General features: G+C 69.2%; 15 protein-coding genes and 3 pseudogenes. 6 read left to right on the top strand and 12 right to left on the bottom strand.

Features of this window, described 5'->3' with window-relative positions:
* Positions 1–160: 160 nt before the first annotated feature.
* Positions 161–1,123: an NAD-dependent epimerase/dehydratase family protein gene (locus ACFXJ5_RS31680; protein ID WP_384638676.1), complete on the bottom strand. Its 963-nt coding sequence runs from the start codon at positions 1,121–1,123 to the stop codon at positions 161–163.
* 50 nt (positions 1,124–1,173) lie between these two features.
* On the opposite strand from ACFXJ5_RS31680, the pseudogene ACFXJ5_RS31685 reads away from it, so the two are divergent.
* Positions 1,174–1,284: pseudogene (locus ACFXJ5_RS31685) on the top strand (LmrA/YxaF family transcription factor); the annotation flags it as partial.
* A gap of 43 nt (positions 1,285–1,327) precedes the next feature.
* On the opposite strand, the gene ACFXJ5_RS31690 reads toward ACFXJ5_RS31685, so the two are convergent.
* Positions 1,328–2,068 (bottom strand): SDR family NAD(P)-dependent oxidoreductase, encoded by a 741-nt coding sequence (locus ACFXJ5_RS31690; protein WP_384638678.1) that lies wholly within the window; start codon positions 2,066–2,068, stop codon positions 1,328–1,330.
* Positions 2,069–2,181: 113 nt separating this feature from the next.
* On the opposite strand from ACFXJ5_RS31690, the gene ACFXJ5_RS31695 reads away from it, so the two are divergent.
* Entirely contained in the window at positions 2,182–2,847 is a 666-nt protein-coding gene (locus tag ACFXJ5_RS31695) for a TetR/AcrR family transcriptional regulator (protein ID WP_384638680.1), read from the top strand.
* 269 nt (positions 2,848–3,116) lie between these two features.
* On the opposite strand, the gene ACFXJ5_RS31700 is transcribed toward ACFXJ5_RS31695, so the two are convergent.
* Positions 3,117–5,900 carry an RICIN domain-containing protein gene (locus ACFXJ5_RS31700; RefSeq protein ID WP_384638682.1) on the bottom strand — a complete coding sequence of 928 codons (2,784 nt, stop codon included), beginning with the start codon at positions 5,898–5,900 and terminating at the stop codon, positions 3,117–3,119.
* 444 nt (positions 5,901–6,344) lie between these two features.
* Entirely contained in the window at positions 6,345–7,400 is a 1,056-nt protein-coding gene (locus ACFXJ5_RS31705) for an aldo/keto reductase (RefSeq protein WP_384638685.1), read from the bottom strand.
* A gap of 199 nt (positions 7,401–7,599) precedes the next feature.
* On the opposite strand from ACFXJ5_RS31705, the gene ACFXJ5_RS31710 reads away from it, so the two are divergent.
* Positions 7,600–8,217 (top strand): TetR/AcrR family transcriptional regulator, encoded by a 618-nt coding sequence (locus ACFXJ5_RS31710; RefSeq protein WP_384638688.1) that lies wholly within the window; start codon positions 7,600–7,602, stop codon positions 8,215–8,217.
* A gap of 66 nt (positions 8,218–8,283) precedes the next feature.
* A pseudogene (locus ACFXJ5_RS31715) lies at positions 8,284–8,643 on the top strand (ISAzo13 family transposase); the annotation flags it as partial.
* Between the two features lie 86 nt (positions 8,644–8,729).
* Here the strand turns inward: ACFXJ5_RS31715 and ACFXJ5_RS31720 are convergent.
* The 3 genes from ACFXJ5_RS31720 to ACFXJ5_RS31730 all read right to left on the bottom strand — a co-directional run bounded on the left by ACFXJ5_RS31720 (position 8,730) and on the right by ACFXJ5_RS31730 (position 11,558).
* Positions 8,730–10,241 (bottom strand): peptidase S53, encoded by a 1,512-nt coding sequence (locus tag ACFXJ5_RS31720; RefSeq protein ID WP_384638691.1) that lies wholly within the window; start codon positions 10,239–10,241, stop codon positions 8,730–8,732.
* Between the two features lie 178 nt (positions 10,242–10,419).
* Positions 10,420–11,163: a hypothetical protein gene (locus ACFXJ5_RS31725; protein ID WP_384638693.1), complete on the bottom strand. Its 744-nt coding sequence runs from the start codon at positions 11,161–11,163 to the stop codon at positions 10,420–10,422.
* 125 nt (positions 11,164–11,288) lie between these two features.
* Positions 11,289–11,558: a hypothetical protein gene (locus ACFXJ5_RS31730; RefSeq protein WP_384638695.1), complete on the bottom strand. Its 270-nt coding sequence runs from the start codon at positions 11,556–11,558 to the stop codon at positions 11,289–11,291.
* 1,104 nt (positions 11,559–12,662) lie between these two features.
* On the opposite strand from ACFXJ5_RS31730, the gene ACFXJ5_RS31735 reads away from it, so the two are divergent.
* Complete coding sequence (locus tag ACFXJ5_RS31735) at positions 12,663–13,154, top strand: inorganic diphosphatase (RefSeq protein ID WP_384638698.1); 492 nt, start codon at positions 12,663–12,665, stop codon at positions 13,152–13,154.
* 411 nt (positions 13,155–13,565) lie between these two features.
* Here ACFXJ5_RS31735 and ACFXJ5_RS31740 read toward each other — a convergent pair whose 3' ends face one another.
* From ACFXJ5_RS31740 to ACFXJ5_RS31750, 3 genes are all read right to left on the bottom strand, one after another.
* Positions 13,566–14,507: an expansin EXLX1 family cellulose-binding protein gene (locus ACFXJ5_RS31740; RefSeq protein ID WP_384638701.1), complete on the bottom strand. Its 942-nt coding sequence runs from the start codon at positions 14,505–14,507 to the stop codon at positions 13,566–13,568.
* A 137-nt stretch (positions 14,508–14,644) separates the two neighbouring features.
* The gene (locus ACFXJ5_RS31745) at positions 14,645–15,703 is read right to left on the bottom strand and encodes a DUF6879 family protein (RefSeq protein ID WP_384638722.1); all 1,059 of its coding nucleotides are present in this window, start codon (positions 15,701–15,703) and stop codon (positions 14,645–14,647) included.
* A gap of 247 nt (positions 15,704–15,950) precedes the next feature.
* Positions 15,951–16,829 carry an alpha/beta hydrolase gene (locus ACFXJ5_RS31750; RefSeq protein ID WP_384638703.1) on the bottom strand — a complete coding sequence of 293 codons (879 nt, stop codon included), beginning with the start codon at positions 16,827–16,829 and terminating at the stop codon, positions 15,951–15,953.
* A gap of 156 nt (positions 16,830–16,985) precedes the next feature.
* Here ACFXJ5_RS31750 and ACFXJ5_RS31755 point away from each other — a divergent pair, with 156 nt between their 5' ends.
* Positions 16,986–17,831: a helix-turn-helix transcriptional regulator gene (locus tag ACFXJ5_RS31755; protein ID WP_384638706.1), complete on the top strand. Its 846-nt coding sequence runs from the start codon at positions 16,986–16,988 to the stop codon at positions 17,829–17,831.
* Positions 17,832–18,001: 170 nt separating this feature from the next.
* Here ACFXJ5_RS31755 and ACFXJ5_RS31760 read toward each other — a convergent pair whose 3' ends face one another.
* A complete protein-coding gene (locus ACFXJ5_RS31760) occupies positions 18,002–18,628 on the bottom strand; it encodes a glyoxalase (protein ID WP_384638708.1) in 627 nt (208 codons plus the stop codon).
* Between the two features lie 5 nt (positions 18,629–18,633).
* Positions 18,634–18,754, bottom strand: a pseudogene (locus tag ACFXJ5_RS31765) (AraC family transcriptional regulator); the annotation flags it as partial.

Consider the following 18,754-nt stretch of genomic DNA (forward strand, 5'->3'; position numbering starts at 1 on the left):
GACAGCCGGGCCCATCGAACGAATTCACACCGCTCTCTGGTCACACCCGAAGCCGGGCACGTGAGCAAACGGAATCAGCGGCCGGTGACCGGCGTCGCGCCGGTGGCCAACGTGCCGATCGGCAGGCGGCTCAAGTCACGGCTCTGACTCCTGTCCGGCGTCAGCGCAGTTCGGCCAGTCCCTGCTGCTGGGTCTTGATGGGCTGGTAGCCGAGTTCGGCGCGTGCTTTGGTGATGTCGATGGTGCACTCGCGGCTGGACACCCACATGCTCAGGTAGTCCAGCGGGGGCGCGCCCTTGAGTGGCAGGTTGCGCCAGAGTGTTTCGCCGGCTGCGGCGACCGTCTTGGCCACGGCGTAGGGCAGGGATCGAGTTGGCGCGGAGACGCCCTGGGTGGCCAGCAGCTCGGTGAGGAAGTCGCGGAAGACGACGGGCGCCCCGTCGGTCACGAAGTACGCCTGGCCGGGGCGTCCCCGCTCAGCCGCGAGCATCAGCCCTTCCACGACGTTGTCGACATGCGTGGTTTCGGTGAGGTGCCGGCCGCCACCGATCCATGCGAAGCGGCCGCTGTTGACCACGGCCACCAGTGTGGGCAGCACCGAGGTGTCTCCCGCGCCCCAGACGAAACGCGGACGCAGCACGACGGTCTCCAGGCTGCCGTTGGCCGTGATCACGACCTGTTCAGCGGCTGCCTTGGACGCGGCGTAGTGGGCGCGCGAGTCCGGCCGCAGCGGGGCCGACTCGTCCACATTGACCAGCGGCTGGCCGTTCATGAGGGCTGCCTCGGTGCCCACGTGGACCAGTCGTCGCACCCCGGCCTCGCGCACGGCGCGCACGAGGTTGGCGGTGCCGTCGACGTTGTCGGCCCAGAACTGCTTGCGGGTGCCCGGGCCGGCGACGCGGGCTGCGGAATGGAAGGCCAGCTCGCTCCCTGCTGCGGCGGCGCGCAGGCCGGCCACGTCTGTCAGGTCCCCCCGCACCGGGACGGCGCCCAGGTCTTTGACCTTGCCGGCCGCAGCGTCACTGCGTGCCAGTGCGCGGACGGCGTACCCGTGCTTGATCAGGCGGGTAATCAGCCGGCTCCCGACGAACCCTGAACCGCCGGTGACGAAGACGGTAGTCATGACACGACTCCTTAGTAAAACGATCGGCACAGCTATGTCGGCTCTGCAAAACGGGCCTGGAAGGTTATGGAGTCTCCTCCACGGAACAGGCCCGCGGGCTCGCCACGCTCCTGCTCAGCACATGGGAAGGCGCCATGATCCTCGCCCGCGCCCACCAGTCCCTGGATCCCTTCCCTAAAGGGGAGTTCGTGGGCACCGGCAGGCTCAGGCGACCGGCGCGAGCTCGACCGTCGGGTTCACCCGCTCGACCCCGTCGCGTCGGGTGTACATGTCCCAGTACTGCGCGGCGAGGTCGTCGGGGTCGACGACCGGGAATTCGGTACCCTGCGGCAACTCGAAGGGCATGTCGCCGGAGGTGATGGCCCGGTGACCGGCGCTGCGCGCGATCACGGCCCCGACGGTCAGGGTCCCCACGTAGATCCCCTTGTCGGCCAACTCGCCGTGGAGGGAGTAGAGGTAGTTGCGGGTGGCCGCCATGGCCGGGCCGAGGCCGCTCATGTTCGGGATCGGCTGGGCGGCCGTGGAACCGTGGGTGACCAGGATGGCTCCGTCGCCGCGTTCGATCATCTCGGGCAGGACAGCCTGGACGACCGTGACTGGGGTCACCGTGAACAGGTCGAGCAGCGTCCGCAGCCTCTCCCCGGACAGTTCTGCCGCGGGCGTGAACAGCAGGTCCAATCCGATCGGGGCGTACTGGACGACGTCGATCCGACCGAAGCGCGCCTTGATCGACGCCACCAGGGCGGGGACGGCTGTGAAGTCCGTGAGGTCCACGGGGAAGGCCGCCGCCTCGATGCCTTCGTCGGCCAGTTCCCCGACGAGCGCGTCCAGCCGTTCCTTGCGGCGGGCGACCAGGGCAACGCGGAATCCCTCGCGGCCGAAGCGGCGGGCTACGGAAACGCCGAGGCCAGGGCCTGCGCCGAGGATGGTGATCACCTTGGACATGAGATGCTCCCTGCAAAGAAGACATTACTTGAGGCATGCCTCAAGTTAATATTGAGACCATAGCAGCTGATCCTGAGGAATACCTCAACTTCAGAGGCGGGGAGGGTGCAGCCATGGCCGATCGGCAACCGGACAGCGCAGAGGCGAAACCAGCACTGCGGCGTGACGCTCAGCGCAATCTGGAGAAGCTGACGGCCGCTGCTGTCGACGTCTTCCAGGTGCGCGGGCTCGGCGCGCCGCTGGAAGAGATCGCCCAGCGGGCGGGGGTCAGCATCGGCACCCTCTACAACCGGTTCGCCACCCGCGAGGCGCTCATCGACGCGGTGATCCCGGAGTTGGTGACCCCCCGACTCGAGGCCGCCGCCGAGCATGCCCGTGCCTGCGCGGACCCCTGGGAGGGCTTCGTACTCTACGTCGAGGAGATCGGTGAGATGCAGGCCGGCGACCCGGCACTCAACGACATCGTGTCCCGCCGATTCCCCTACACCGCCCGCCTGATGGAGGTCTGCGACCAGCAGATCGCCCAGACGAAGCAGCTCGTCGAGCGCGCCCAACACCACGGGTCCCTGCGCCCGGATTTCGTCCCCGAAGACCTGCCCTTGCTGATCTGGTCGAACGCGGCCATGATCCACGCCGCCGGCGGCGTGCGCCCGGACATCTGGCGGCGCGGTATCCGATTCATGCTGGACGGGCTACGGACCGACGCCGCCCCCCGGCCCCTGCCCGTCGGGCCCATGACGATGGATCAGATGCATCGGGCGATGCAGGAACGCGGATAGGCCGCTCCTGCCGATCAGCCGAGTCGTTCCGCGAGCTCACGCAGTGCGACCTGTGGTCCCGCCGGAGGACATTCCACTCGGCCCTGGCCAGAGCGGACGCCTCCCTGGCCAGGTGAGCCGATCTGTTTGGCCTGCGACCTCGCAGGCCCAGCACGGCTCTCGAGCTCGCGAGGTAAGTGACGGCGGCGGTTGCGCAGCGCGATGCCCGAACCCCGGGGTGGAATTCGGGCATCGTGTTCCGCCATCGCGGTGGGGGCAGGCTTGCGGAGTCAGGCTTGCGGGGACAGGAGGAAGGACTGCGCGGTGCCGCCGTTGCAGGTGCTGACCTGGAACTGGGCGTTGTTGGCGGTGCTGGGAGCGGTCAGGCACAGGCCGTTGTTGCGGGCGACGAGCGTGAAGGTGCCGCCGGTCTCGGCGACGGCCTGCCATTGCTGGTTGGTTTCCGCGTGGTAGGACCAGGTCTGGAGCTTGGCTCCGGAAGTGGCCGCGGCGCCGCCGATGACGTCCCATGCCTGGGTCTGGGCCGCGGCGTTGCGGTTCAGCACCTCGGAGTAGCCGGAGCCGGCGGAGACGAACTGCCATTCCTGGTTCGCGACGGCGGCGACGCAGGTGTACTGCTGGACGACGGTGCCGTTGGCGGTGCCGGAGCCGGCCGCGTCCACGCACTTGCCGCTGCTCTGGTTGACGACCTCGTACCAGGCCGACGAGTTGACGGCGGACGCGCTCTTGTCGGCGAAGGCGAGGGAGTTGATGTTCCAGCCGGCCTTGTCCTCGTTGAGGGTCAGGACCTGCTGGCCGGCCGGGAGGGTGACGGTGGCGGTGACGTTGGCCCACTTCTGGTAGTCACCGGTGGCGGGGATGTTGACCGCGCCGCTGAGGTTCGTGCCGGCGGAGTTGGACAGGTGCAGCGCGCCGGTCACCGCCGAGGGCGCGGCGACGCGGAGGGTCACCGTGTACGTGCCGGCCGCCAGCGGCTTGACGGTGTAGCGGAACCACTGGGAGCTCGCCGTGAAGCCGAGGTTGTAGCCGCCGCCGGTGTCGGTGGTGGTCATGAGGTTGACGCCGTCGGAGCGGTAGGCCTGGCTGTTGTTGACGGAGGAGACGCTGTAGCCGACGCCCTGGCCTCCGGTGTCGTAGTTCTCGGCCTGCACGGTGCCGGGCAGTGCGGCGGCGGTCCCGCCGTACGGCGCCTCGGCGGTGGTGCCTCCCTGCCAGCTGTTACCGGTCACCGTGGCGGTGAAGGTACTGGAGTTCTTCGCGTATGCCGTTGTCCCGGACTTCAGTCCGGTGACGGTGTTACCGGTGATCGTGGCGGACCCGCTGGGCGCGGGGAAGTTGGGCGGTGCGATCACGATGCCGTTGCGTCCGGGGTTGGTGATCGTGTTGTTCTGCAGCTTCGTGTTGTTGGAGTTGGTGAAGCCGATTGCGTCGTACAGGGAGTCGGAGATGGTGTTGCCGGTCGCGGTGACGTTGCTGATGCTTCCGTTGTTCTGGCCGGCGGCGGCGTCGCCGATGATCATCGCGGGCGTACCTTGGCCGAAGGAGTTGCCGCCGGACCGGACGATGACGTTGTTGGACACCGTCGCGGAGGTCAGGTTGCTGCCGTTGCTGCTGAACACCCCGGCGGTCACGGCCATCATCCGCCCCGCGTCGGCGACGTAGTTGTCGGTGACGACGTGGCCGCCGCCGCCGTAGATGCCGATGCCGTGGGCACCCCAGGGGGCGATGGCGGTGTTGTGGGTCATGGTGACGTTCGACATCGGCGCGTAGGTCTGCGACGGGTCGCTGGCTTTGTAGGCGACGGAGTTGATCGCCAGCGAGTCGTCGCCGCTGCCGCGGATGAAGTTGTTGGTCACGGTCAGGTTGGTGCCCGTGAACGTGTTGAGCGCCTGGTTGTTCACGTTGACGCCGTCGGCCCAGATGTCGGTGAGGCGGTTGTTCTTCACCGTACCGCCGGTGCCCGAGGCCCAGAAGCCGGACATGGTGTGCTGGGTCCACAGGCCGGTGGCGACCCAGTTGGTGCCGGTGGTGTCCATGGCGCCGCCGTCACCGTTGTGGCGGCTGGTGGCGTTGGCGTCGATGTGGAAGTCCTGGACGGTGCATGACGTCACGTTGAACAGCGCCCCGAAGCCGGCGGTCTCGGGCAGGGTTACATCGCGGTAGATGGTGCTGTACCACTGCCCGGCGCCGGCGATCGTGATGCCCTTGGCGGTCAGGCTGCTGGTGCCCTTCACGTAGAAGATGCCCTGCGGGATCCAGAGGATCTTCTTCTGGGTCTGGGCCTGGTTGATGCAGGTCTGGATCGCGGCCCGGCTGTCCACCGCCCCGCTGGCCGCCGAGCCGTTGGTCGGCGTGGTGCTGGCGACCGCGCCGCAGCTGGTGATGGAGATGGAGTTGGCCGGCTGCGCGATCGGCGCGGGCGGGTTCTCCACGTCGATCACATCGACGTTGTAGTAGGACGCGGTGTTCGCCGAGTCCTTCTTGAGCTGGATGGTGCTGCCGGCGGCGATGGGGGTGCCGGTGATGAAGGTGTGGAACTCGTCCCAGAAGACCCGGGGGTCGCCGTCCGCGGGGTTCTCGTCGGTGCTGCTGTTGTATTCGCTGCCCTCGTAGATCCAGGTCTGCTTGGAGTTGAGGTTCAGCGCCTGCCGGAACGTGCCGTTGACGTACAGGTCCAGCGTCGCGGTGATCCCGGCACCCGTCGAGGAGTCCGGGATGCTGGCGCGGACGTTGACGTAACTGACCTGCTTGCTGGTGTTGTTGGTCCACTGCACCGACTGCCCGGTGGCGCCGAGGTGGGCGTAGGCGAGCCCGGACGCCTCCAGGGCGGCACTGGAGTACTTGCTGGTGGGCGCGGAGGTGACCGCTACCTTCGTCGCACCGCCGCCGAGGGTGCCGGCTTCGGCCTCGTAGCTGGTGAACGCGGTCGTGGCACCGGCGTTGGTGGCCGTGGTGGTCGCCGCGCCGGCTTCGGGGGCGGCACTCGCCGGGCCGAAGGTCATCCACGCCAGGCCACCCACGGCGACCGCGGCGGCGATGGTCACGGCCACCATGCGGCGCCGGGTACGCGTCAGACGGCGTAGACCATTCGACTTTCTGGAACGACTTGGACGGGCTGACGTCTCACGCACGGAAAGCTCCTTGCAAGCGGTGGGAGGACAGGCACAGCGATCCGCCCATATCCGAACGACGGCTCAGGACATAGGAGTTGGGTCGGCAGCCCGAACGCCCCGACCGTATAGAGCGCCCTGACGTGGGCACAAGCTTGCGACTGACGATTCGATCAGAAGGCGGATATAACAAAAATTGGCAAACCGAAGTGGCGTGACTGGAGCGACCGTGACCAGACCTCCTGGAATTCGGCGCCGATCTATCACTTTTTCGATGTGAGGTGATTCACCTCGGCGCGAGGTGTCCTGGAGGACACCCAGCCCACGTGAAAGCCCGGGGCAAGCACCAGTGCCCGCTAAAAGAGTTGAGGTGCGGCCGGGCTGCGGTCAGATCACGGGGACGGGGTGCCGGCGGATGCGCTCGGCGTCGCCGCCGAGGCCGGCTGCGAGGCCGGCGGCAGCCGTCTCGTGCGGGGTGCCGAGCGCGACCGTGCTGGCCTGGTCCAACCGATCGTACTGCTCGTCGGAGAGGACGAGGTCGAGCGCGGCAAGGTACTCGTCCAGCTGCGCGGTGGTGCGCGGGCCGATGACGGGGACGAGAGCGGTGGAGGCCCGGGCGGCGCGGGCCCGAAGCCACGCCACCGAGACCTGGGCGGCGCTTGTCCCGGACTCCTCGGCGACGGCGAGGACGCCATCGAGGACGGCGGTCGTGTGTTCGCTGTCCTCGGTGTGCACACCGGCGCCCCACCTGCTGAGGCGGCCCTCGCGGCTGAGCCGGTATTTGCCGGTCAGCAGGCCGCCCGCCAGCGGGGCGTACAGGGCGGCGCCGAGACCGAACGCTTCGGCCATCGGCAGCAGTTCGCGTTCGGCGGTGCGGTCGGCGAGGCTGTACTCGACCTGTATGCCGATGACCGGGGCCCGGTCGCGCAGCTCGGCGATGGTGGCGGCGGTCGCCACCCGCCAGGCGGGGAAGTTGGACAGGCCGCCGTGCAGGATCTTGCCCGCGCGGACCAGGTCGTCGAAGGCGGCGACGATCTCGTCCACGGGGGTGATGGTGTCGGGCAGGTGGGCCCAGTAGACGTCGACGTAGTCGGTCCTGAGCCGCTTCAGGCTCGCTTCCAGCGAGCGGATCATCGTCTTGCGGCTGTTGCCGGTGTCGTTGATCCGGGTGTGTCCTGCGCTGCCACGGGTGTACTTGGTCGCCACCACGAACTGGTCGCGGTCGGCGGCGAGCAGATCGCCGAGCACGATCTCGGCCTGTCCGCCCTGGTAGTGGTCGGCGCTGTCGATGAACGTGCCGCCCGCCTCCGCGAAGGCGTCGAAGATCGCTCGGGCCTGCTCGGGGCCCGCGCCTGCGCCGGGCGCGGTGCCGAAGTTGGCGGTGCCGAGCGCGTACTCGGAGACGCGTAGGCCCGTGCGTCGGCCGAACGTGGTGTGGTGCATGAGGCTGCCTTCCGGATGTCGGGGAGCGGTGCGGCGGTGTGTCTCCGAGCGGCGCCACCCCCCTGCGGGGTGCCGATCCACAAAATCGGAACCTGATTCCGGTAAGCATAGCGGAACCAGGTTCCGGTATGGTGGGGGAAGCAGGCCGGGCTGGAGCCCCGGCGAAGCCGACCGGCGCGGAGCAGGAGGAAACACGGCGTTGGACACCCACCACCCGCGCCCGGACCCGGTGCCGCGGACAGCAGCAGGCAAGCCGCTGCGCGCTCACGCCCTGCGCAACCGCGACGCCCTCGTGAGGGCGGCGCGCGAGGCCTTCACCGCCGGGGAGGTGGACATCCGCGTCGAGGAGATCGCCCGCCGGGCGGGGGTAGGAGTCGGCACGTTCTACCGCCACTTCGCAACCCGAGAGGCCGTCATCGAGGCCGTCTACGACCAGCGGGTGCAGGACCTGTGCGACGCGGCGCCGCGCCTTCTGGAGACCCTCTCCCCCGAGGAGGCGCTCCGCGCGTTCCTGCAGCAGCTGGTCGACCACTCCGCCGCGAGCCGGAGCATGGCCGTCGCCCTGAAGACGGTCATGGACCTCGGATCGCCGGTGTTCGGCCAAGCCCGAGCCGCCATGATCGAGGCGATCGACCGGCTCATGACCGCCGGGGTCACATCCGGCGCGATCCGCGCGGACGTCACACCGGAGACCGTCTTCCGCGCCATGGGTGGCATCTGCGCCTCACACGACCAGCCCGGCTGGGAAGCCGGAGCACAAGCAGTAGTGCGCCTCCTGTCCGACGGACTCCGCCACACCGCCGCCGCCCCGCGGTGACGCTTCGGCCACCGCCCCCGTCACCACCGCGGTGCGACCTCACCTGGACGGCCTCCTTGAGGTGGTATGGCCGTCTTGGGGGATGGATTCAACCAACTGACCGTGCGGTTCGAGGTGTTGCTGCCACATGTGAACGAGCGGCCGCGGCCCCTGACGCCGGCGGCCGGGGCCAGGCTTTGGGGACACGGCGGCGTACGCGCCGTCGCACAGGCCGCCGGGATCAGCGAGACGAACGTCCGCAAGGGTGCCTTCGAATGGGAAGCCGGCGAGGGGCCGCTGCCGGACGGGCGCGTCAGGAAACCGGGCGGCGGCCGCAAGAGCACTGAGAACGTGGACCCGGATCCGGTGCCGGCCCTGCTCGCGCGGGTCGAGCCGAACGAGCGGAGCGACCCGATGTCGCCGCTGCACTGGACGACGAAGTCACTGGTCCAGAACACGGCCGGGCTGTTGTCAGGCACTGTACCGCCCGCCAGAGGCTTGCCTGGGGGGCGGCACAGCGAGGTCTTGCTCCGCTATGAGGGGACGGCTGGGGCCGTGAGACGTTCGAGCAGCTCGGTACCCTTCGGGACGCCGAGGCCGGTGCAAGCATCCCAGCCGGGCCCGGCGGCGAAGGCGCCGATGTCGCCCTGGGTGATGTCGCGGAAGCCGGCAGGGCTGTGCCCCGGTGTGGCGCCGGCGTACAAGACGGGCTGGAGCATGCCGAGTGGGCGGCCGAGCGCTTGGGAGAGTCGGCAGCTCAGTGCGGCCCACAGCGGTGCAACGGCACTCGTGCCGCCGATGACGTGCTCTTCGCCGTCGATGAGCACCTTGTACCCGGTGGCCGGGTCGGCGTCGCCCGCCACATCCGGCACGCCGCGTCCGCGCGGGTGGCTGTGGCCGTTGGGTACGCCGGCATGGGCCTGCCAGGAAGGCATAGGGAATGCACGGCTCACCCCGCCGCCGGAGGCCGATCCGTTGCCGTTGTTCCATACGGTCTCCGACGTCACTGTGCCGGCAGCGGGGTCGGCGTCGAGGCGTGTTCCTCCGCAGGCCAGGGCGCGGGGGCTGGAGGCCGGGAAGTCGGTGTGCGACCGTCCGTCCGCCTCGCCGTCGCTGCTGCCGTTGTCACCCGCGGCCACGCACACGGTGACACCCATGGCTGCGGCGTCGGCCAGCGCCGCGTCGAAGATGGCGCGGCCCTGTCGGGCCCACCGGTTCTCCGGGGCGCCCCAGCTGATGCTCACCGCGGTGGGTGTCGGGTCCGCGTGTACTGCGGTGGTGACGGCGTCGGCGAAGCCCTGGGCGGTGTTGGGGGCGAAGTAGACGATCTGGCGAGCGCCGGGCGCGAGCGCGCCGATCACCTCGATGTCGAGCAGCACTTCCCCGTCTGCGCCACTGGGATCCCCCTGGGGGGCGTTGCTCGCACCGTCCACGCCGACTGCGACCACCGTGGGAGTGGGAGTGATACCCAGTCCGGAGAAATAGGTGTCCAGGTCGCCCTGGGTGAAGCCGGCTTCCAGTTCGATGACGGCCACAGTGTGCCCGGTGCCGTCCGTGCCCTGCGGGAAGCCGTAGATCTTGCCGAGGTCCACCGGCGAGTACGACGTGTGGGCAGCGTGCGGCTCCATGCGCCGGAGGTGCGGACGCGCCTGTGGGCGGTCGTCGAGACCCAGCACGCCGACCACCACGCCGTCCCAGTCAGGCAGGATGCGAAGGTCGCCGGTCCGCTGACGGTGTTCGACCGCGCGTCCGGTGGCCGGATCCGGGCTGCTCACCAGTCTCAGCGAGTCCGCGTCCACCACAGCACGCAGCTGCGCCAGAGTGCCGGCGATCTTGATCCGGCGCGACCCCTGATCGGCCTCTGTCACGGTGAGTCCATGCTCCTGGATGGTGCGCCGCACCATCTCGATGTCTGCTGGATCGGCCCCGTAGCGCTCAGCCAGCTCTTCCTGCGTGATCGTGCCCGGACCTTCGATCAGGTCGTCGGGGATTTCGGCGCGCCGGCGTAGGACCAGCGTGACTTCGATGCGTTCTGAATCGTCCACCGTCCCGACCGCACGCGCATCGGCAGGCGCACTGCGCTCGCTGCCCGGGAGGGGAACCAGCCTCGTGTTTGCCATACCTCAGAGCCTCGCACTGATCCCATAACATCACAAATGGAACAAAAGGCCGCATCTGCAACATTGATTCGACGACTCAGAGTCCGTGAAGGGACCGTGGCGTTCAGCCGGCATGGAATGCGACTCGTACGCCCGAGCCGGACGGGATGACGAGTACGTCGCCATCGCGCCAGGTCCAGTTGTTCGGGATGAGGAACATCCGGTCTCCGGACTGGGCCAGCAGTCGTAGGCCTCGGTAGCGGTAGCGGAAGTGCTGGCCCGGGGTGGCTTCAGGTAGGGAGGTTTCCACCAGGCCGCTCCATGACAGGTAGAAGCGTTCGGTGGTGTCCAGGACCACGGCCGGGCGTAGCCAGAGATGCGCCGCGAGCTGCTTGGCGTCGCTCTGTCCCTTGAGGTGGGCGAAATTGCTGGTCGCCCAGAAGGAACACAGAGCGATCAGAGCCGCGGTGGCCGTGAGCGCCGCCTTCTCGCGGGCCAGCGGGTACGGGGCGCCCGTGCAGCGCACGGCCAGCAGGTGCGCGTATACGAACAGTGCCAGAGCGCCGCCCAGCAGCAGTGGCGCGGCCATGGGTGAGCGTCGCCAGAGGACGTTGAGGCCGGCAAGGAGGCCCAGAAGGAACACCGCTGGGGCGAGTGCCATCAATGCCTGGCACACGCGGCGGGCACGGGGCAGCAGGTGAGACTGCCGGGCTACGAGGTGTTCGACCAGGGAGTGGCAGAGCACGGCGACGAGAGCTACCGACAGCACCACGCCCGCAGGCAGGAAGAGCGCCGCGGAGCTGCGCAGCAGATAGCCCTGGGTGGAGAACGCCAGGGTGGCGGCGTCGATGCCGAAATATTCGTACAACGAGTCGGTGTACGCGAACCCGAAGAAGAGCAGCAGGGCAGTGATGAAGGTGGTGGGTGCTACGAATGAGGCGAGCGTCTTGATCCACGAGGTCCAAGAGCGGGTGCCGGCGCCGTCTTCCGCGTTCAGGGCGTGCTCCCGGTCCCGGGGCCGGGGGTGCTGCCCCCGCCCTGACCGCCTTGATCGCCCTGGCCACCCTGGCCGCCCTGGCCGCCTTGATCGCCCTGGCCGCCCTGGCTCCCCTCAGGGGTCTGGGGACCGTCGATCTTGCCTTGGAACTTCAGGAAGTGGCCGGCGGTGTCGTACAGCCTGGCGCAGAACGTCAGCACCTTGAAGGGGACCGAGGCCTTCTGGGGGAACACAAAGCTACGGTCCGCCTGCGATCCGGCACTCACGTGGAACTCCTGTGACGTGGCGGGCGCGGCCGTCAGACTCGGCGCGCCCGGCGTACAGAGAGTGACCTGTCGTACGGTGCCGGTGAAAGTCCCCTTGCTGACCTCCACGGTGATTTGCACAAAAGGATAATTACCAGCGCCATGGGCAGAAACGTTTCCGGCATTGCTCAAACCTCCCTGGACACCGCCGGGATCGTGGCGTCCCTCCTGCCGCTGCCGTCCGGAGCCTTCAGCGGGAGGAGAGGAGCCGGGATCCTCTGCGGTGGCCTGGCCTGTGGCGGACCTGGAGAGGTCGTCGGGAGAGCCACCGGAGGATGAGCAACCCGCGAGGGCGACGGCCGTGGCCACGAAAAGCCCGGACACCGCATGGATCCTGGTATGCCCGGTCCAGGCGTGCCTGGCCATAGTTTCCTCCCGGCGCGAAGCCTGATGCCATTGTGATCATTGTGGCGTGGGAGGAAGCGGTGCGCTCGTCGAGCCAGACCGCGCCCGTGCAGCAACCACGGGCGCACTTCACCGGTCAGGGGATGGTTCAACCGCCGCAGTAGTACAGACCGCGCGGCGCAGGTGCGGGCAAGTACGGCGCCTTCCGACAGCCGTCGACTTTGGGAAGGAGTGCCACGCCTCGGGCGGGGTGCTGCGCCTGGCGCGGCGGCGGCGCAGACTGGTGGGGTACGTGCAGGCGTGCTGGTGATGGGCTCACCGCAACCGCGGGGCATCCGCTGACGGTCCCTGGTCGAGGTGTGGCCAGGAGGAATTGTGCCTGTCAACCGGCTCATCCGCAGGGCGCGCGGGGTGGTGCACCTCGACCTGGGCCGGCACGGCCAGGGTGCTCCATTACGTCCGCCACGGACAGCAGGAAGGCGCGCAGCCGCTGCTCGTCGTCCACGATCACCACCGCGCACGGCCCGTCCGCGCCACGTGCGCCAGGCGCTCGTGACGTACGCGGTGGCGTCGAATCCGTCGTGTCCGTGGAAGACGCTCGCGCCTCCCAGGCCTTCCCGCCCGGCCCGGTGGACGAGAGCATCACGCACCCCCTTGTGCGGTGACGCCGGTCCCCGTACTGCCGCCCCGGACCAACGGCCAGAGACAAAGGAGGCCGCGATGGAGTTCGACGTGATCGTGGAGATCCCTCAGGGGTCGCGCAACCATTACGAGATGGACCATGAGCTGGGCCGGATCCGGCTGGACCGGATGCTGTTCACCTCCACCCAGTACCCGGCCGACTACGGCTACATCGACGGCACCCTCGGCAGCGACGGCGACCCTCTGGACGCCCTCGTCATCACCGGTGACCCGACCTTCCCGGGCTGCGTCATCGAGTGCCGGGCGGTCGGCATGTTCGTCATGCGCGACGAAAAGGGCATGGACGAGAAGGTGCTGTGCGTCCCCGCCCACGACCCGCGCTACTCCTATGCCCAGGACATCGGCGACATCCCCGAGTTCGACCGACTGGAGATCACCCACTTCTTCGAGGTCTACAAGGACCTCGAGCCCGGCAAGTCCGTCGAGGGCTCCCACTGGGAGGGCCGCAACCAGGCCTACACCGAGATTGACGCCTCCCGCCGGCGGGCCGCGAGCCGCGAGCCGCTCTGAAGGCCGGGGTTCGGGACCGTACGGCCCTGGGCCCGGCGTTGACAGGCGCCGACGGCTACGACGAAAGCCCTACGACGGGAGGACACGACCATGGCCTTGCGTATCGATCACCTGCACGCGGTGGAGATCCTGGACTCCCGTGCCCGGCTGGACGCCTGCTGATGAAGTTCCGCCGCTCGCGACCGGGCCCAACTCGAAATCGCCGCCTACGGCGCCGGCCTGGACCACCCGGCGTCCACCCCTCCCAGCTCACGTCACGCAGGTGATAGCTGAGCTCGGTCCCGCCACCCGTCGCGCTCGTCGGCCGACTGAAGTACTCAGTCGCTACGACCGCTTCCCCATCCGCGACCTCGCCGCCTTCCGCCACCTGCGGACCGAGCCCTGCCGACCGGCTGCCAGGTTGGAAACGGCTCAGTGTTCGGCGAATTGGACCCGGGTCGGCTGCACGACATCCGGCCGCAGTGCGATCCCGTTGATTGCCAGTTGTTCTCCGTAGATGTCGGTGATCCTGATGGCGCCGCCGCACCCGCTGCCGTGGTCGGAGAGGAAGTAGTTGTAGTCGGTACGGGGCAGCTGACGCCAGCCGCTGCCGCCGGCGCGGACCTCCAGCCGCGCCAGCGGATTCCGGTGGTCGATCACCTGGATGCCGCACCACGAGCGGCTGGACCCGGTCTTGTACCGGATCGAGATCGTGTCGGAGGTGCTGGGGCTCAGCAGGCTCCACGTGACCGGGATCCGACCGAGCGAGGGGTCGGCGAGTTTGGCGAAGGCCGGTGCGCTGAGGTCGAGTTGGCCGGGTGCGCAGGGTAGTGGGCATTCGTTGGTGATCCGGACCGTGACGGAGGCGCCGTTGGCCGCGCGGACGAGCACGTACGCCCCACACGCCTTGGATGACTCGTAGTCGGTGTGGTTCATCGCCGCGATCATGAGGTCATCGCTTGGGCCGTACAGGCAGGCGCCGTCGCCGGTCCCGGCGTCGTAGAAGGTGGCGACTCCTCGATAGGTGACCTTGGGCCGAATCCGGCCCGCCAACGGTGCCGCGGCGGAAGCCGTCCGCGGAGTGCTCGTGGCCGATGGTTGCGCAGGCGGGGTGGTCGCACCAGCCGCCGGGGTGGTCGCGCTGGCCTTCGCGGTCGGGGACGCCGCGGACGGCTTCCGCTTTGGCGGCGTTGGCTGGACGATCACCTGGGTGCTGGCGATGGGCGTGGCCGCGGCATGCCCGGCGTCGGCCTCGCGGTGGGCGCGGAAAGCCATGACCAGGGATGCGACGAGCCCGGCGGCCGCCACGGCCGCGGTGCAGACGAGGACAGTGCGCCGCTTACGGAGGGAACGGCGGTGGGAAGGGGACGCCACGGATGAGTCCTTACGCAGGTCGGGAGAACACGTGGCTCGTGTGAGGCCCGGGAGAAGGGAGCTTCCGACTCATCAGTGGTCGCGGGGTCCGGAAAGGTTGCCGGGGTTTCGGCGGCGGACCTCCACGGTGGCTCCGCTCAACTCGTCGGCGGTGCCGGGGGTTGCGCCGGTGACCGCCCCTCACACGGGTCGGCGGCCGCTGCATCCCCTCCGGTGAAACCGGCGCTGAACCTCCGAGCAGGCGCTCGATGGCGTTCTCGCCCCCGACTCCGGGGCTCCGACAGCCAGGTCTGCCGGTGCGGCAGATCGCCGTCGGGCATCTTGCCGGCCTTCAGCCGCGGGCCGCGGTGGGGATTGAGGCGCAGTGCGGTCGTCGTCTCCGGCAGACACGGTCGCCGCGCCGGAGTGATACCGGCGAAGGCTCTCGCAGCGCCTCTCATCAGCTTGGGCCAGTTCTCCCGTGATCCCACGTCCTGCCGCAGCGGGTGCCGGCTGCGGCGACCGAGTGGATCGCTGCGTCCAGGACGCCCTTCCGCGTCACGCGGGCGTCTTCGTGCAGGGCTTCTGCAAGCAGGGCTCTGGGACGTACGAAAGCCTCCGCGTCGGTCCGGTCCGGACACTGAGGCAGCGGGCGCAAGATGCCACCGGGCCGGCGGCGATCCTCCAGCCACAGGTTCAGACGGCGGGCCCGATGCACTTGGGTGTTCCGCATATCGTCCGCCCAGGGCCACCACGCTGCAGGGCCGTGCACGATCCCGGACCTGGCAAGCCATCAGGACGGCGGCGGGGTCGTCGATGAACTCGATCCCGAGGGTCTCGTCCGCGTCGTCGGCGTGGAACGTGAGCATGAGCCGGGAGTCGAGCAGCCAGAAGTCGAATGCCGGCAGTCTCAACTCCTCGGCTCGGGCCCGGGTCAGGTTCCGGACGTCCTCACCGGCTGCGAGTTTGCCCAGGCCGCCGGCGAGCAGGAACCGCTGTCCTTCTGTCGGTGGGTCATCGACGACCCGCAGCCGCTCGAACCGCTGGCCCAGCGCCATCTGTGTCCGCCAGGCGATGAGCCGTCGCACCGGCGCCCGCGCTGACGACAGGGCGGTGGGCAACCGGGCGCCGGCGGCCAGGAACGGGGCGGCCGCCGCGGTGAGGAATCCGTGACGCGAGCAGTGCCGCCGGCGGTTCGTGAGGCGGCCCGCAACCACACCTGTCCGGACTGCCGTGCCGCGCCGCGCCGCGCCGGGAGACAAGTGCGCACCCGACCGAGCCGGACGGTCCCAGTTGCACCGCGGGCGGATCCGGGACGCGCAGGACGCGGCGGAGCCACCCGCCCGGGGGGCTGACGCATCATGAGCTCGGCCCTACCAGGACGCTGCAGGATCGCGTCAAGGGGGCTCGTATCGCCGCAAGCCTGGACGGTCCGCGGCGGCAGAGCGGGCGATGCGGCCGGGATTACAGGTGCTGCTTGAGGAACGCGTCGATCTTGGCGATGGCGGGGTCGACGTACTCGGGCCGGTCGTAGAAGTCGAAGTGCGTGCCGCCCTCGATCAGGAAGAGTTCCTTGGGCTCGTGGGCCTTGGCGTAGGCGGCCTCGCTCTGGACCAGGGTCTCGGCCTCGGTTCCGGCGATCAGCAGGAGCGCAGTGGGGGCGAGCAGCTCGATGGTGTCCAGCGCGGAGAACTGGATCATCTTGTCGTAGGACCACAGCAGGGTCTGGTTGCGCCAGTTCGGGTCCTGGTTGCGGTCGGTCAGGTAGAACTTCTTGCCGTTCTCGCGCCACGGGTCGAGTTGGCCGTCGGCCAGGAACGGGACGTAGGTGGGTCGGCCGGTGGCCTCGTAGGACTCCCGGGCGCCCTGGGCCGCACCCATGATCGCCTGCCAGTCGCCCGCGGCCATGATGGTGGCGCGCAGATCGGGCAGGCCGCTGGTGGTGGCCACGGCCTTGATGCGCCGGTCGGCCACGGCGGCGGCGGGCGCGTAGCCACCGCCCGCGCACACACCGACCGCCGCGATCCAGGCGGCGTCCACCTCGGCGCGGTGGGCCAGGAAGGTGACGGCGTTCTTGACGTCCTCGACCTTGGTGAACGGGTCCTCGTCGGTGCGGGGGTAGCCCTCACTCTCGCCGTAGCTGGTGTGGTCGAAGGCGAGGGCGGCGTATCCGAGCGCGCCCAGGCGCTGCGCGTAGACCGCCGGGACCTGGCCCTTGGTACTGGAGGCCGGGCCGACGACCACGACGGTCGGCAGCTGCTCGCCTGCGGCGCGCTGGTCGGGCAGGTACAGGTGGCCGAGCAGGTGGCGGCCGTTGCTCCGGAAGCCGATGTCCTGACGCATGATGGTTCCTCTGATCCAGGCAGGGGAAGGGGGGATGTCATCCATCGTTGCTCCACCCCGACACGCTGACCAGGGCAAACTGATTCCTGGGAAGGATTCTTCCTAGGAAGGAATTGAGCCAGGCACCCCAGATTCTTCGGGGGGAGGATGGTGGGCATGAGCACAAGCAGCCGCAGCCCCGAGGAGTTGGGGGCCTTCCTCAAAGCCCGCCGCAGCGAGATCGACCCCAGCACGGTCGGCCTCGCCGATACCGGCGGCCCACGCCGGGTGCCGGGACTGCGGCGCGAGGAGGTGGCGCAGCTCGCGACGATCAGCACCGACTACTACACGCGCCTGGAGCAGGGCCGCCTTCCCGGCGCCTCGCCGGCGGTCCTCAACGCCCTCGCCACCGCCCTGCGCCTGGGTCCGGACGAGCGCAGCTACCTGTACCGGCTGGCCAACAAGAGCGACCGGCAACCGCCGAGCCGACCCCGCGCCGAGCGGGTCCTGCCGCAGACCCAGATGCTGCTGGACAATCTGCGAGACAGCCCCGCCATACTGCTGGGCCCCTACCTGGACATCCTCGCCTGGAACCGCCTGGCCACCGCGGTCTTCACCGACTTCGCCGCACTCCCCCGGCGCGAGCGCAACTTCCTGCGCCTGCTCTTCCTCGACCCCACCGTGCGTGGGCGCTACGTGGACTGGTCCGACATTGCCCGGATATGCGTCGGGTACGTCCGCACTGCGGCCGAGGGCCACGACGAGCCCCGCCTCTCAGAGCTGATCGGCGACCTGTCACTGCGAGACCCCGACTTCCGCACCTGGTGGGCCGAACGCCACGCCACCTACCAGAGCCACGGCACCAAGACCCTCATCCACCCCACAGCCGGCCAGTACGCGCTCGACTGGCAGACCCTGCGCACCCCGGACCGCCGGCAGACCCTCATGGTGATGACCGCCCCCGCCGGCAGCCACAGCCTCGAAGTCCTACGCCGACTGGATGCGTCCACCGTTGCGCCCTGACCTCATAGAAGGCCCCGGTCTGTGGTCACCCGCGCCGACGTCCTCGTCGGCAAGGTGCGGGGCGGCACAGCAGGCTCGCTCGGCGTCCGCAACGAAACGTACGTATGTACGTATCCGCTCGGCGGCGACAGTACCCGAACCCCATGGCCGGCGAGCCGCGCGGTGACACATCAGGGCGTGGGTGCCGGCGACGCGGTCTCCCATGCGAACCCGTCCGGGTCGGTGAAAGGCCCGGCGTCACCGCCGATCACGAGCCGGTGCGATCCGGTGCCGTCGGGAGAGACACCGGCGTCCTTGGCAAGGGCACGGCGCCTGTACAGCGCCAGCTTGACGGGACTCGACCCAGCAGCGAACTCGACGTACATGCGGCCGAAGCTCTTCGCCACGGCAAGGCCTTGTTCGACGTAGAACCGCTTGCTCGCGGCCACGTCCGCGGCTCCCAGCAGGAGCACGATCTCGTCGATCTGCCGGGTGGCTGGGCCGGTGTCCTTCTTCGCCGAGGTCGCGACCTTCCAGATCGTCCCGTCCGGGGCTTGTACGACACCGCCGTAGCCCCAGAGCGACTTCGCGGCAGGCTTCAGCGGCGTGGCGCCGGCGTCGAGGGCGGCGTCGATGAGGCTGTTGACGGTGGCCGGCTGGGACACCGTGAGCGACAGCGTGAACCCACGGAAGCCGGTTGTGGGTGCCTCCGAGGCCCGCAGGCGTATCTGCGTGTCCAAACCGAAGGCGGCGGTGTAGAAGCGGTTGGCGGTCGTGGGGTCGGCCACGTCGAGGGTGACGGATTCGATGGTTGCCATGGCCATCACGCTAGTTGCGGCTCGGCGACCGGCGCTTCTTGATTCCTGATCGGTCTGGTCACCTGTTTCGCCACGCACGGCGGCATCCCCGCTTCAGCGCCCGTTGCGCGGCGTCGGTAGGTGCTG

This window comes from Streptomyces sp. NPDC059373 (genome assembly GCF_042751495.1).
GTDB lineage: Bacteria > Actinomycetota > Actinomycetes > Streptomycetales > Streptomycetaceae > Actinacidiphila.

Excerpts from the sequence above, each read along its gene's own strand:
- ACFXJ5_RS31700 (WP_384638682.1), bottom strand. The coding sequence starts at position 5,900 with ATGGTGGCCGTGACCATCGCCGCCGCGGTCGCCGTGGGTGGCCTGGCG.
- ACFXJ5_RS31750 (WP_384638703.1), bottom strand. The coding sequence starts at position 16,829 with ATGCGTCAGGACATCGGCTTCCGGAGCAACGGCCGCCACCTGCTCGGC.
- ACFXJ5_RS31735 (WP_384638698.1), top strand. The coding sequence starts at position 12,663 with ATGGAGTTCGACGTGATCGTGGAGATCCCTCAGGGGTCGCGCAACCAT.
- ACFXJ5_RS31690 (WP_384638678.1), bottom strand. The coding sequence starts at position 2,068 with ATGTCCAAGGTGATCACCATCCTCGGCGCAGGCCCTGGCCTCGGCGTT.
- ACFXJ5_RS31695 (WP_384638680.1), top strand. The coding sequence starts at position 2,182 with ATGGCCGATCGGCAACCGGACAGCGCAGAGGCGAAACCAGCACTGCGG.
- ACFXJ5_RS31755 (WP_384638706.1), top strand. The coding sequence starts at position 16,986 with ATGAGCACAAGCAGCCGCAGCCCCGAGGAGTTGGGGGCCTTCCTCAAA.
- ACFXJ5_RS31680 (WP_384638676.1), bottom strand. The coding sequence starts at position 1,123 with ATGACTACCGTCTTCGTCACCGGCGGTTCAGGGTTCGTCGGGAGCCGG.
- ACFXJ5_RS31705 (WP_384638685.1), bottom strand. The coding sequence starts at position 7,400 with ATGCACCACACCACGTTCGGCCGACGCACGGGCCTACGCGTCTCCGAG.
- ACFXJ5_RS31760 (WP_384638708.1), bottom strand. The coding sequence starts at position 18,628 with ATGGCAACCATCGAATCCGTCACCCTCGACGTGGCCGACCCCACGACC.